We start from the raw sequence: 13,975 nt of genomic DNA, 5'->3' as shown, positions 1-13,975 counted from the left end.
GCCCGGAACAGGCATTCGATCTTCCAACGCTGGCGGTATCCCTTCAGAATGTGCTGGCCCTTGGTGGCATTGCTTGCCACGATCAGGGGTTCCCCCTGATCTGTCCGCGTTAGAACCACGTTCATCGGCAAGCCGTAGACCACTGCATTGTCGATCAGCATGACTTTTTCATCGGGTTGGAGTCCCTCCAGCCACTCGCCCGCAGGCAGATCATCAATGCGCGCATCCACCCGCAGTCGCACCGTGATGGGGAGCCCCCGCTCAGCCAATCCCTGAATCCACGCCTGGCCGATGAATTCCCGGTCTGCGTAGATCGTGGCAACGTCGCAGCAGTCCAGCAGCGTCAGCGCCTCGTCCAGCAGGGCCAGCCGGGTCCTCGTCCCGCTGTTGCCGCTGTGCGGCAACAACTCGAACAGCAGTGGCACGGCGACACCTCGCCAGTTCACCGCCAACACCAGCGCATTCACGTCGGTTTTGCCCAGTTTCCAATTGCGGGCAAGCGTCCTCATGGGCGTCTGTTCTGCCCAAGAAGGTGCGGTCCAGGCTGAACTCCTGCTGTTTTCCATCAGGCAGCAGGGCCAGCACCAGACGGGCGACATCCAGAGGACACAGCGGATGCTGGTGAAAGAACCGCTCAATCTGGCGGATGACGGAAGCCGTTTGAGCGTTGCCGGGGCAACGTTCGGCCAGTGCCGCGTGGCGAACGTCTTTGGCCCCAATCAGCGCTAGGACGAGCAGAGCGAGCAGTTCCACCTGATTTTTGCGGTATTGGGGGAAGTGGGAAACGAAGCAGAGACTCAGCGATTTCAGGGCATTGGGAGACGCGCTCTGTTCTCGCGTACTGGACGAAGGATTTCAAGCCCCCTCTAAAACTGTCGGGTACTGAGGTGTGGGATACAAGAACCGAGTCCAGAGCAGTGGAAAAATGCTGTGATACTGGCCCGGCTTGCGAAAATATCTTCTTATGTAGCCTTGCTGGCTGTTGCTCCATAAATTCCCAGCCCGCTCACGCGTCCCGCCGCAGTTTGCCGCACTGCCAGAACGCCCCGGCACACAGCAGCAGGCTGATGGTAAAGACCGGCAGATAGCCGAAGCGGTCCGCAATCAGGCCGCCCAGCACCGGTGTGAACAGTGCCGCGCCCACCAGCGTGTTCAGCGTGCCTATGTAGCGGCTGCGCGCGCCCGGCGGCGAGATGTTCAGCAGATGGTTGGTGTGGCCCAGGCTGAAACCCTGCGCGGCCACGCTGGTCAACAGAAAGACGCCCAGGTATGCCCATTTCCCCAGGCCCAGCATCCCCACGGCTGCGGCGTACAGCGGGGCCAGTCCGTAGAACACCGAGGCGTAGCGGATGATCCGGCGCGATCCCTTGCGCTCGGCCACGCGCTGCCACACGATGTTCGACAGCGGCGCGGCCCCGGTCAGCGCCATCACGAAGGTTCCCAGGATCGCCACGGGAAAGTCCAGCACGCGCAGGGCGTACACCGCGAAAAAGGGATCGCTCATGCTCGCCCCGGCCAGCAGCAGGCGCACGGTCAGGAAGGCGCGGAAGTGCGGGTCACGCAGCGTTTCGGGAATGGCGCGGAACTCGGCGCGGTAGCCCTGGGCCTCCTGTGGGGGGTCCGGCGGCTCCTGCACACGGCCAAAAATCCAGTAGCCGAAGGTGTAGGCCGCCGTGCCCAGCGCGAAGATCAGCGCGTAATTCAGGGGGAAGGCCAGCCCGGACCCCAGAATCCAGCGCACCAGCAGCCCGGCCCCGAAGGCCAGCAGCCCGCCGTACAGGTTGCGCGTGCCAAAGAAACGCGGGCGGCGTTCGGTGCTGACTGTCTTGCTGACCACCTCTAAAAACGGCAGGCCCGCCACACCGGAGGCCAGTGAATTGATCAGCATTGCCAGCACGAACAGCGTCAGGCACAGCGCGGGCTGATCGGCCAGGAAGGCGGCGATCAGGGCCATCGACAGGTAGCTCAGGGTGCGGACCGCCGCCGCCGAGCGGTACACCGGCAGCTTGTGCGGCAGGCTGCGAACGCGTGCGGCCACCAGCAGTTGCGGCAGCATCCAGCCGCCCCCGGCGATGGCAGGCAGCAGCCCGATCACCCAGTTGGGTGCGCCCAGCCGGGAGGCAAAGCCCGCCACCACCACCGTCACGTTCAGGAAGCCGTCTCCGACGAAGACGCCCCAGCCGTTGAGAATCCCCAGTTGCTCGTTGCGGTCCCAACTGCGCCAGCCTCTCATTGCCAGCATTATCCGCGCCCGCATGGCCGGGGGTTCGGGATCAAGGGACGGGGCAGGATTTGCAGACCGGAATGCTTGGCCTGATCCCTATTCCTGCTTCCTGCCAATTTCGCGGCTCAGGCGGTCTGCGGCTACCAGCAACACGTCCCAGACGCCGGAAAAGGGCGGGGCGTAGGACAGATCGGTCTCGAACAGGTCCTGCACCTTGCCGCGCCCGTGCAGCAGCGCGGCCACGACGTCCACGCGCTTGACGCTTTCATGGTTCTGGCAGACCAGTTGCGCGCCCAGCAGGCGGCCCGTGCCGCGCTCGGCGGTCAGGCGCACGTAAATGGGTTTGGCCGTGGAGTAGTACCCGGCGTGATCGGTGCTGCTGACGTCCACGCTGGCGGCGTTCAGGCCCAGCGCGTCGGCCTCGGTCTGGGTCAGGCCAGTCCGGGCCGCGCCCAGCGCGAAGGTCTTGAAGATGCTGCTGCCCACCACGCCGGGAAAAGTGGCGTCGCCGCCCGCCATGTTCACGCCTGCCACCCGGCCCATGCGGTTGGCGGTCAGCCCCAGCGGAATATGCACCTTGCGGCGCGTGACCCGGTGGGTGGATTCGGTGTTGTCACCCGCCGAATACACGCCGTCCACACCCGTTTCCTGGCGGGTGTTGACGGCCACAGCCCCAGTCTTGCCGATGCGTGCCCCGGCGGCGCGGGCCAGCTCGACGTTCGGGCGCACGCCCACCGCCACGATGACCATATCGGCGCGGATCAGGCCGTGATCGGTCTGCACGCCCGTCACGCAGTCGCCTTTTCCGGTCAGGCCCTCCACCGTGGTGCCGCAGCGAATTTCCACGCCGTTGCTCTCCAGCTCTGCGCGGACCCGGACCTGATATTCGCCGTCCAGCATTCGCCCGGCCACCTCTGGCCCCTTTTCCACCACCACCACGCTCAGGCCCCGGCAATGCAGCGTCTCGGCCAGTTCCAGCCCGATATAGCCGCCGCCGACGATCACGGCCCGCTTTGCGCCGCCGCTGATGGTGGCCTCGATGGCCTGCCCATCGGGAATGTCGCGCAGGACATGCACGCCGCCCAGATCGGTCTTTGCCCAGTCGGGGCGAATGGCCGAGACTCCGGTGGCGATCAGCAGTTTGTCGTAAGGCTCGTGGGTGCTGCGCCCGGAATGATGATCGACAACCGTGATGGTTCTGGCTCTGGCGTCTACCCCTGTCACTTCGTGGCGCAGGCGGACGCCGATGCCACGGGCGCGCATCTGGGCCGGGGTGCGGGCGATCAGGTCACCAAAGCTGTCCACATCTCCGCCCAGCACGTAGGGCAGGCCGCACGCGCCGTAGCTGATGTACTCGCCGCGCTCGAAGACCACCACATCGGCCTCCGGGTTCTGGCGCAGGGCGCGGCTGGCCGCACTCATTCCGGCGGCCACGCCGCCCGCAATCACGATTCGCATGGGGCAGTCTAGGGCAGTTCTCCGAATTACGTCACCGAAAAAAAGGACTTCCGGCGACTCCATTCTCCGTCCTGCTCAGCAAAATCTACTCGCTACGCTCGGTCATAAAGAGACTATCTTTATGCCTGATGCTCCAGGGGGTGGGGGGTGGGCTGACCTGAGACCCCGTCTTTCGCTGGACGTTACAATGCCGGTCATCAACCACATGCCTGAGCTTCTTTTCAAGGAAGCCGGGTTCAGCACCGGACCTTTGCCGTCCACTGGAGTTCACATGAAAAGAGTTCATATGACAAGAGCCGTCCTGACCCTGACCGCCCTCGCCCTGCTCGCCACCACCGCGCAGGCCCGCACCTGGGACGCGATCAAGCAGAGCGGCACCATCAAGATCGCCACCGAGGGCGCGTTCCCTCCTTTCAACATCCTGGAAGGCAAGAAGCTGACCGGCTTTGAAGTCGATCTGGCCGAGGCTTTTGCCAGGGAACTGGGCCTGAAGGTGGAGTGGACCACCCAGCCCTTCGACAACCTGCTGATCGGCCTGAACCAGGACCGCTACGACTTCGTGATCGCCAGCCACGGCATCACGCCGCAGCGTGCCAAGGCGGTGGATTTCTCGAATCCGCATTACTGCACCGGGGGCGCGATTGTCTCCAAGGTCGGCGGTCCCATGACGGCTGCCGATCTGGCGGGCAAGTCGGTGGCCGTGCAGGTGGGCACCACCTACTTGGAAAACGTTCGCAAGGTGCCCGGCGTGGGCGACATCAAGACCTTTCCCAAGGACACCGACGCCCAGGCCGCGCTGATGTCGGGCCGCGTGGACGCCTGGGTGGGCGACAAGTTCACCGGCATTGATCTGGTCAAGGCCCAGAAGGGCAAGCTCAAGCAGGGCGCGCTGCTGTTCAACGAGCGCATTGCGATGGCCGTCAAGAAGGGCAACGACAGCCTATTGAAGGAACTGAACTCGGCGCTGGACAAGTCGCTGAACAACGGCACCTATGCCAAAATCAGCAACCAGTACTTCGGCCAGGACATTCGCTGCCGCAACTGAGTGGAGTGAAGTAGGAGAGGAGAAAGCGGCGGTTCCTGCGGGGCTGCCGCTTTCTCCGTTATCTTCAAGACAGCCTCAACCCTGGGGTGATCCAACAATGTCAACAGCCCTCTGACCCACCACGTCAAGAATTCGTGCGCCCCACGCTGGGCGGCACATCTGTTTTCCTGACCAAGTCAAGCTGTTGAGTTCCCAGGGAAAAATATGTTGAAAACGAGTGACCCCACGCGGGTCTATCTGGCGCTGTCGGCGGGGCTGGCGTTTGCCTTTGCCCTGGCCTACACGCTGCAAGGGCTGTATTTCGTGACCGTGGCGGGCCTGGACCCGCTGCAACTGCTTCTCATCGGCGCGGCGCTGGAGGGCGCTGCTTTCCTGCTGGAAGTGCCGACAGGCGTGGTGGCCGACGTGTACTCGCGCCGCCGCTCGGTCATTCTGGGCTGCCTCTGCCTGGGCGTGGCCATGGCGCTGGTGGCCGCGTTTCCAGTGTTCTGGGCCTTGCTGCTGACCCAGATCGTCTCGGCGGCGGGCTACACCTTCCTCAGCGGCGCTCAGCAGGCGTGGCTGGCGGATGAAGTGGGCGAGGACCGGGCCGCACACCTGTACCTGCTGGGCAGCCAGTATGGGCGGGCGGCGGGGATTGCCGGGATTGCGGCGACGGCGGCGCTGGCCACGTTGGGCCTGCACGTTCCGATTCTGGCGGGCGGCGCGGTGGCCCTTATTCTCGCCCTCTACCTGTGGGTGCGAATGCCGGAGGACGGCTTTTCCCCGGCCCCACGCGAGGAACGTCAGACCTGGGCCGTTCTGTCCGGCACCTTTCGCCAGGGGGTGCGCGAGGTTCGTGCCAGCCGGGTGCTGACCCTGCTGATGCTGAGCGCGGTGCTGTACGGCGCGAGCAGCGAGGCGCTGGACCGCTTGAGCGAATTTTTGCTGGTCGTGGAAGTGGGCCTGCCTGGTGGCCTCAGCGCCGCGAACTGGTTTGTGCTGCTGGCCCTGACCGTTCAGGTTGTTGGCTTTATCGTTACCGAACCCCTACGTCGCAGAATTGATCCGGCAGATGCACGGGCAGCCGCCCTGGCCCTGCGCTGGGTGCTGGGCCTCAGCGTGGCGGCGTTGCTGGCCTTCGCCTATGCTCCTGGCTTCGGCTGGGCGGCTCTGGCACTGGTGGTTCACGGCGTCCTGCGCGGGCTGTACTCGCCGCTGTACGACGCCTGGATCAACCGGGGATTGAATCCAGCCTCCCGCGCCACCGTCAATTCCATCGCCTCACAGGCGGACGCGCTGGGGCAGGTGACCTTTGGTCCGGTGTTCGGGCTGCTGGGCAACGTGCTGGGCGTGCGTGCGGCTCTGGCCCTGGCGGCGCTGGTACGGTTACCCACACTGGAAATAGTCAGGCGAGCGGGCGCAAAGAAGGCAGATTCAATTTCAGATTAAGCCAGTCTGCCAACTCACTCAGCCGCTCCTGCCGCGTATACTGGCCGGGCAGTGACCGGGAGGAGTACCCGCGCGTGCGCCCACAGGAAGTCCAGAGCGTGACTGAGAATCTGGACGGGACCGCAGCCGGAGAAAGTCGCCCGTGAGCAAGTCGGAAGAAGCCGCGTGAGCGGTGTGTAGACCCGTCCGGGTGCGCCCGTTACAGCGCAGAGCGAGCGCCCGCCATTCAGGTGGGAATTGCGGTGGTACCACGGGATCTGTCTTTTCTGACGTCTCGTCCGCGCACAGGTGAAAGCCTGGCGGACGGGGCGTTTTTTTGCTTCTTGGGCGGGGGAGGGATGGTTCTGTTCAATGACGATTCTGAGTGGATGAAGCCAGCTCGCCCCCGATTTTACTGGGGGCTACCACGGTTTAACCCCTCCGCCCCTTTGGGGCACCTCCCCTCAAGGGGGGGCAAGGGTTGCGGAATTGCCCGGCCAGCCATCTTTCCTGGCTCCCCTTGAGGGGAGCTAGCTGCGAAGCAGACTGAGGGGTTAAACCGCAAGCAGCCACCCTTGAAATTAAGAACGAATTTTATTTCTCTTCAAACCAATCCACCTCACTCTCAGGAGAACCGCCCATGACTGACCTTCCAGAAACCACCCCAGACAACACCACACCCGAAAATGACTCCATCCTCGCCAAGCAGTTTGACCCGCAGGCCGTGGAACCGGACTGGGCCGCCCGCTGGCGCAACGAACCCTTCCGCGCCGATGCCACCAGCGGCAAGGAGCCGTTCACCATCGTGATTCCGCCGCCCAACGTGACCGGCAACCTGCACCTGGGCCACGCGCTGGACAACACCCTGATTGACACCCTGATTCGCTACAAGCGCATGGCGGGCTTTGAGGCGCTGTATTTGCCAGGGATGGACCACGCCGGGATTTCCACGCAGGTGCTGGTGGAAAAGCAGTTGCGTGAGCAGGGCATCTCGCGTCACGATCTGGGCCGTGAGCGCTTTCTGGACAACGTGTGGGAGTGGAAGGCCGAGTCCGGCGGCATCATCCTCAACCAGCTCACGCGCCTGGGTGTCAGCGCCGACTGGACGCGCGAGCGCTTCACGATGGACGAGGGGCTAAGCCGCGCCGTTCGCGCCCAGTTTGTGCGTCTGTACCACGATGGAGCCGCCTACCGGGGCGAGCGAATCGTCAACTGGGACGTGGCCGCCCAGACCACCCTGTCGGAGCTGGAAATTGACCGCGAGGTCCGCAAGGGCAAGATGACCACGCTGTCCTACAAACTGGAGGACGCCTCTACCCCGGCCAGCAACGGCGAGGCGGGCGAGATTCTGATTGCCACCGTGCGTCCCGAAACCATCTTTGCCGATCAGGCGATTGCCGTGCATCCCGAGGACGGGCGCTTCACGCATCTGGTGGGGCAGAAAGCGCGAATTCCCCTGACAGACCGATACATTCCGGTCATCGCCGACGCCGCCGTGGAGATGGATTTCGGCGTGGGCGCGCTCAAGATCACCCCGGCGCACGATCCCACCGACTTTGAAATTGGCGAGCGGCACGGGCTGGCGCGGCCCAGCGTGATTGATCTGGAGGGGAATCTGACCTCCGATCTGGTGCCGGAAGCTTTCCGGGGCCTGGAACGCTTCGCGGCGCGCAAAGCGGTGGTCAAGGCGCTTATTGAATCCGGTGATCTGCTGGAGGAGAAGGACCACGACACCGCCATCGGCCTGTCTGAGCGGACGAAGGTGCCAGTGGAACCGATCATCAGCACGCAATGGTTTGTGCATATGAAGCCGTTTGCGGATCAGGTGCTGGCTGGGCTGGAAAAAGGCGAGATGCGCCTCGTTCCTGACCGTTACGGCAAGGTCAACCGCGACTGGCTGGAGAACATCCGCGACTGGAACATCTCCCGGCAGTTGTGGTGGGGCCACCAGATTCCGGCGTGGTACGACGCCGAGGGCAACATCTACGTCCCCGATCCCGAGAACCCCGAACTGGACTGCGATCAGGACCCGCGTTACGCGCATCTGGAACTGCGCCGTGACCCGGACGTGTTTGACACCTGGTTTTCCTCCAACCTGTGGCCCTTTTCCACGCTAGGCTGGCCCGACACCGACAGCGAGGACTTCCGCAAGTTCTACCCGACGCAGGTGCTGGTCACGGGCTACGACATCCTGTTTTTCTGGGTGGCGCGGATGCAGATGGCCGGGTACGGGCTGACTGGGCAGGCTCCCTTCAATACCGTCATGCTGCACGGCCTGTATCTGGACGCCAAGGGCCAGAAGATGTCCAAGAGCAAGGGCAACGGTATTGACCCGCTGGAATTGTTCGAGCAGTACGGCGTGGACGCCTGCCGCTTTGCCTTCGCTTTCCTGAGTACGGGCGGGCAGGACATCCGCCACGATGCGCGACGTTTTGAGCAGGGGCGCAACTTCGCCAACAAGCTGTGGAACGCGGCCCGCTTCGCCCTCATGCGGCTGGGCGAGGCGGTGGGTGGCCTGGAGGGCGAGGATGACCTGACGAACTATGTCCGTAGCCTCCAGCCCGGCGCAGCCAGCGCGACGCTGCGGAGCAAAGATGTGCTGACGGAGCTGGTGACGCGCGACGATCCGACCCCAGCAGACCGCTGGATCATCTCGCGCCTGAATGCCGTGACCGCTGAGGTGGGGGCGCAACTGGACGCCTTCGATCTGGGCGCGGCGATCCGCACGCTGTACGCCTTCACCTGGGATGAATTCTGCGACTGGTATATCGAGGCCGCCAAACCCGCACTGGCCGAGGGACGGCTGGGCAGCATGGCAACGCTGAAGGCCGTGCTGGAGCATATTCTGAAGCTGCTGCACCCCTTCATGCCGTTTATCACCTCCGAGGTCTATGCTGCGCTGGGGCACCGCCGTCAACTGGCGCTACACGCCTGGCCGCAGCCGGTGGACGCCCTGCACGACGCCGACGCCACCCGCACCTTCAACGGTCTGCGCGACGCGGTGGCCGCCGCCCGTAGTCTCAAGAACGAGCTGGGGCTGTCGCCACAGGACCGTCTGGGCGTGGTGGTGGAGGGTGAGCAGGCTGCGACGGTGTCCGCGAATGCCCGCGTGGTGGAAAGCATCGCCCGCGTGAATCTGGTGTCCGAGCTGGAGGGCCGCACCCTCTCCGCTGTGGAGGGTGGCGTGACCGTCCGCGCCCCGCTGGAAGGCACCGTGGATATTGCCGAGTGGCTGGGCAAACAGAAGAAGCGCCTCGCTGAACTGGACAAGCAGATCAAGCAGGCGCAGGGTAAGCTGTCAAGCGAAGCTTTCGTGGCCCGCGCCCCCGCCGAGGTCATTGAGGAGGAGAAACGCCGGGTGCAGGACTTCGGCGCACAGAAAGAAAGGTTGGAAGCGGTGCTGGCGCAGTTCTGAGGATGTCTCCCGGCTGAGAGCGCAAGCCTGATGCCGGAAACGGGACGCCCGCTTCCACTTTTGAGTCATACTTAGAAGTGGAAGTACTTTTCGGCCTGTTCCTCCCACTTTTCCCCCACTCCAAGGAGAATCCCATGCCCCCCCTTCGCCCCGACATCGACCCCAACGGCCTGCTGGAATACTCGGTGGTCTACACGGACCGTTCTCTCAACCACATGTCCGCCGCCTTCCAGAAGGTCATGAATGATCTGTCCACCGAGTTGAAGGCGGTCTACCACGCCGAGGCTGTGGCGATCATTCCGGGTTCGGGCACGTCTGCAATGGAAGCGGTGGTGGATCAACTGGCGCAGGGGCAACGCTGTCTGGTGGTCCGCAACGGCTGGTTCAGTTACCGCTGGTCCCAGATTTTCGAGATGAGCCGCGTGCCGGAATCGGTGACGGTCCTTTCGGCCCAGGCGCAGACGGACGGGCATCAGGAGCCTTTTGCGCCCCCGCCCATCGGGGAAGTGGTGGAGGCCATTCGCCGCGAGAAACCCGCGCTAGTGTTCGCGCCGCATGTGGAAACCTCGTCGGGCATCATCCTGCCGGAAGAGTACATTCGCCAGATGGCGCAGGCCACGCACGAGGGCGGCGGGCTACTGGTCATCGACTGCATTGCCTCGGGGTGCGTGTGGCTGGACATGGCGACACTGGGCATCGACGTGCTGATCACCGCGCCGCAGAAAGGCTGGAGCAGCACGCCCTGCGCCGGAATCGCGCTGCTGAGTAAGGCAGCGACTGAGCGGGTGGACGCCACCGATTCGGTCAGTTTTACCCTGGACCTCAAAAAGTGGCTGAACATCATGCGCGCCTACGAGGGCGGCGGCTTCGCGTACCACGCCACCCTGCCCACCGACGGCCTGCGTCAGTTCCGCGACACCGTGCTGGAGATGAAGGCGTTCGGCTTCGAGAAGGCGCAGGAGGCACAGTGGAATCTCGGCAACCGGGTTCGTGAAGTGCTGAAAGCGGCAGGCTTCTCGGGCGTCGCTGCCGAGGGGTTCAAAGCTCCGGGTGTGGTGGTCAGTTATACCGATGTGGACGCCATTCAGAGCGGCAAGGCGTTCCGTGAGGCTGGTCTCCAGATCGCGGCGGGCGTGCCGCTTCAGGTGGGCGAGGGAGCGGACTTCAAGACCTTCCGCATCGGTCTGTTCGGGCTGGACAAGCTGGCGGATGTGGACGGAGCGGTGGGGCGCTTTGAGCGGGGGCTTCAGGCCGTTGCAGCGCCGCCGCAGGCTGCCACTTCCCGCTGAGGTCTGGGAAATTCGCCCTGCGCCCGTTGGCCTTCCTCTCACGCCTCCGCCGTGCCAGCCGCGCAAGATAGAACCATGAGTGATTCTAATAAGCCTGAAAATCCCACCTTCAGCACCGAGATGACCGACAAGCAGCGCACGGAAGTCCGGGGCGAAACCCCGCGTGGCGCGAAACAGGAGCAGGGCGCGCACATGTCGCAGGAGACTGTGGACGAGAACATCGAGCGCGATTCCTCAGCGGGCTTCGTCGATCCCGGCGGTTGGAAGGGCGTGGACTACGACAAGAAATCCGAGCAGAAAGACGACGAGAAATAAGTTTCTCTCCTGTGGAGGCGGCCCCGCAACACTGCCGGGGCCGCCTTCATTATTGTTATGTCGTGCCCACCCTTTTTCTGCTGATCGGCCTGCCGGGCGCGGGCAAGACCACGCTGGCGCGGCGGCTGGAGACGGAATACGCGGCCCTGCGTCTGACGCCCGACGAGTGGATGACGCCTCTGTTCGGCGCGGGCGAGTTCGGCGATAAGCGCTGGATTCTGGAATCCCGGCTGCTGTGGGGCGTGGCGGCGCGTGCTTTAACGCTGGGCATGAACGTGATTCTCGATTACGGCTGCTGGGCAGGGGAGGAACGCGATCTGTTCCGCTCCCGCGCCGCAGAACTGGGTGTTCGTTTTGAACTGCATGTGCTGGACGTGCCACTGGATGTTCTCTGGCAACGGCTGGAGGCGCGGAATCTCAATCTGCCGCCCGACACCTTTCCAATCTCACGCGCTGAACTGGAGGAGTGGGCAGGGTGGTATCAAGTGCCTGTGCCGGAGGAACTGGCGGTGACTGAAGTTCCACCCTTCGTCTCAAAAGTCTGGGAGTGGCAACCATGACGCCCACCCTGCACGAACTGGCCGACTGGCTGCGCGCGGAATTTGGCGAGGCACAGCCGCTCAAGCGCGACGGGCCGCCGGAAGTTCGGAAGCTGGCGCTGGCCCTCGAACCCGCCGACTTGCCGCCCGAAGTGGACGCCGACGCGCTGTTCGTTCACCGTTCCCTGCGGGTGGGGGAGAGGTGGCCCGGTCTGGGCGTGCTGGGCGTCCACGACGGCTTCGATCTGGCCCTGACGACAGGGCCGAACCATCGGCTGGCCCGCACTCTGGGCTGGCGCGACGTGCAGGAGGTGGTCTGGAAGGGCGAATTGAAGGGCATCACCGCCACGCCTCCGCAACAGAGCTGGGATGAATTGCGCGCCGCCCTGCATGCCGAACTGGGAGGCGAGGACAGTTCGTGGCCGCCTGCCGACACCTCTGGCCCGTTGCGGGTGGCGCTGATGAATGCCATGAATCCAGGTCTGATCGAACATGTCGCTGATGGGGGGGTGCGGGTGTATCTGACCGGGCAACTGCGCCCCTCGGCATCGGCGGCGGCCCACGCGCGGGGGATGGGCGTGATCGCGCTGGGCCACCGCCGCAGCGAGGAATGGGGCTTGCGGCGGCTGGCAGATGAACTGCGCTCTGCCTTTGCCGGCCTTCAGACCGCTGTCCACGAACACAGAGACTGACGCGGCCCTGACGGCGGTTTAAGGTTTCCTCACGCGGCGTTCAGGGGGCGTCATGGCCGGGCGGGTACGCTGACCCGTATGAAGATGCCCCGAATAAAGATGCCCCGAGTCAAGATGGCCGGGCGCAAGAGCCTGTTGCTGGGCGCGGCCCTGATGGTGGGCGGCGCGTCCCTCTCCTCGGCGGGGGCGGCGGGGCTGTCGCCCACGCTGCTGGAGCGGGCCAAGCGCGGTGACCAGACCAAGGTGGGCGTGATCGTGCGCTTTCAGTTCGGCAACGACTCGCGCGGACGCGCCCAGCTCAAGAACCTGCGTTCGCAACTCAATGGCCGCCTGGATCAGCTCGGCTCGTCGGCAGGCTTTCTGGCCAACGCCATCAAGAGCGGTCAGGCCACCGCATTGTGGCTGGACCAGAGCATCTTCCTGCCGCTGACCCCGGTGCAGGCACGTGCGCTGGCCGCCCTGCCCTTCGTGACCGACGTGTTCGAGAACTTCAAGGTCAAGATTCCCAATCCCCAGAAGGCCGTGGCCCTGAGCGCCTCTGCCGCCGCCGCCGGAGAGCCGTGGCATCTGGCCAAGATCGGTGCGCCGCAGGCGTGGGCCGCCGGGTTCAAGGGCCAGGGCATCAAGATCGGGCATCTGGACAGCGGCGTGGACCCCAACCACCCGCAACTCAAGGGCAAGGTCATCGCCTTCGCCGAGTTCGATGCCGAGGGCAACCGCGTCAACAGCCAGCCTCACGACAGCGCCGATCACGGCACCCACACGGCGGGTCTGCTGGTGGGCAACACGGTGGGCGTGGCCCCCGACGCCAAGATCATCAGCGCGCTGGTGCTGCCCAACAACGAGGGCACCTTTGCAGAGGTGATCGCCGGGATGCAGTACGTGCTGGACCCCGACAACAACGCCGACACCGACGATGGCGCGGACGTGGTGAACATGAGCCTGGGCATTCCCGGCACCTACGACGAGTTCATCGTGCCGCTGGAAAACATGCTCAAGGCCGGGGTGGTTCCGGTCTTCGCCATCGGTAACTTTGGCCCGGCGTCGGCTAGCACGGGCAGCCCCGGCAACCTGCCGGACGCGATTGGCGTGGGCGCGGTGGACCAGAACGGCAACGTGGCGTCTTTCAGCAGCCGGGGGCCGGTGGCCTGGACCGGCAAGATCAATGGCGTGTTTGTCAAACCCGACATCGCCGCGCCGGGCGTGGACATCACCAGCTCGATTCCGGGGGACAAGTACGGGGCCAAGAGCGGCAGTTCGCAGGCCAGCCCCATCGCGGCGGGGGCGGTGGCCCTGTTGCTCTCGGCCAAGCCCGGCAGCAGTGTGGACGCCATTAAAAACGCGCTGTATACCAGCGCGAGCAATGCGGGCAGCAAGAACAACAACGTGGGCTTCGGTCTGATCAGCGTGCCGGGCGCGCTGGCCAAGCTGGGCGTGAACGTGGGCGCACCTGCCCCCACTCCCCAGCCCACCCCTGCCCCCGCACCGACTCCGACGCCCCCGCCTGCGCCCAAGCCCACCCCGACGCCTGCACCCACGCCCACGCCACCTCCTGCTCCCAAGCCGACGCCTACGCCCACCCCCACGC

At 64.7% G+C, this 13,975-nt stretch carries 11 protein-coding genes; 8 read left to right on the top strand and 3 right to left on the bottom strand.

What is annotated here, in order from left to right; translation table 11 throughout:
* From BOO71_RS23695 to BOO71_RS23680, 3 genes are all read right to left on the bottom strand, one after another.
* A partial coding sequence (locus tag BOO71_RS23695) for a transposase (RefSeq protein ID WP_139323166.1) occupies window positions 1-509 on the bottom strand: 509 nt, incomplete at its 3' end.
* 497 nt (window positions 510-1,006) lie between these two features.
* Window positions 1,007-2,233, bottom strand: a complete 1,227-nt coding sequence (locus tag BOO71_RS23685; protein WP_075836721.1) for an MFS transporter — start codon at window positions 2,231-2,233, stop codon at window positions 1,007-1,009.
* 87 nt (window positions 2,234-2,320) lie between these two features.
* Entirely contained in the window at window positions 2,321-3,682 is a 1,362-nt protein-coding gene (locus tag BOO71_RS23680; RefSeq protein WP_075836719.1) for an FAD-dependent oxidoreductase, read from the bottom strand.
* Window positions 3,683-3,968: 286 nt separating this feature from the next.
* Between BOO71_RS23680 and BOO71_RS23675 the strand changes: the two genes are divergently transcribed.
* The 8 genes from BOO71_RS23675 to BOO71_RS23640 form a co-directional block, all read left to right on the top strand.
* Window positions 3,969-4,727: an ABC transporter substrate-binding protein gene (locus tag BOO71_RS23675; RefSeq protein ID WP_075836718.1), complete on the top strand. Its 759-nt coding sequence runs from the start codon at window positions 3,969-3,971 to the stop codon at window positions 4,725-4,727.
* 204 nt (window positions 4,728-4,931) lie between these two features.
* Entirely contained in the window at window positions 4,932-6,158 is a 1,227-nt protein-coding gene (locus BOO71_RS23670; RefSeq protein WP_075836717.1) for an MFS transporter, read from the top strand.
* 619 nt (window positions 6,159-6,777) lie between these two features.
* Window positions 6,778-9,552: a valine--tRNA ligase gene (locus tag BOO71_RS23665; protein WP_075836716.1), complete on the top strand. Its 2,775-nt coding sequence runs from the start codon at window positions 6,778-6,780 to the stop codon at window positions 9,550-9,552.
* Between the two features lie 134 nt (window positions 9,553-9,686).
* The gene (locus BOO71_RS23660) at window positions 9,687-10,841 is read left to right on the top strand and encodes an aminotransferase class V-fold PLP-dependent enzyme (RefSeq protein ID WP_075836715.1); all 1,155 of its coding nucleotides are present in this window, start codon (window positions 9,687-9,689) and stop codon (window positions 10,839-10,841) included.
* Window positions 10,842-10,916: 75 nt separating this feature from the next.
* Window positions 10,917-11,156 carry a hypothetical protein gene (locus BOO71_RS23655; RefSeq protein WP_075836714.1) on the top strand — a complete coding sequence of 80 codons (240 nt, stop codon included), beginning with the start codon at window positions 10,917-10,919 and terminating at the stop codon, window positions 11,154-11,156.
* Between the two features lie 62 nt (window positions 11,157-11,218).
* The gene (locus BOO71_RS23650; RefSeq protein WP_075836713.1) at window positions 11,219-11,716 is read left to right on the top strand and encodes an AAA family ATPase; all 498 of its coding nucleotides are present in this window, start codon (window positions 11,219-11,221) and stop codon (window positions 11,714-11,716) included.
* Complete coding sequence (locus BOO71_RS23645; protein ID WP_075836712.1) at window positions 11,713-12,387, top strand: Nif3-like dinuclear metal center hexameric protein; 675 nt, start codon at window positions 11,713-11,715, stop codon at window positions 12,385-12,387. The genes BOO71_RS23650 and BOO71_RS23645 overlap by 4 nt, the downstream gene beginning before the upstream one ends.
* A gap of 78 nt (window positions 12,388-12,465) precedes the next feature.
* Window positions 12,466-13,975, top strand: a 1,510-nt coding sequence (locus tag BOO71_RS23640) for a S8 family peptidase (RefSeq protein ID WP_254843281.1), incomplete at its 3' end; no start/stop codon positions are given.

The organism is Deinococcus marmoris, from assembly GCF_001949125.1.
In the GTDB taxonomy this organism is placed as follows: Bacteria; Deinococcota; Deinococci; order Deinococcales; family Deinococcaceae; genus Deinococcus; species Deinococcus marmoris_A.
The sequence above is the reverse complement of the archived record's forward strand: the minus strand, read 5'-3'. Positions and strand labels throughout refer to the sequence as shown.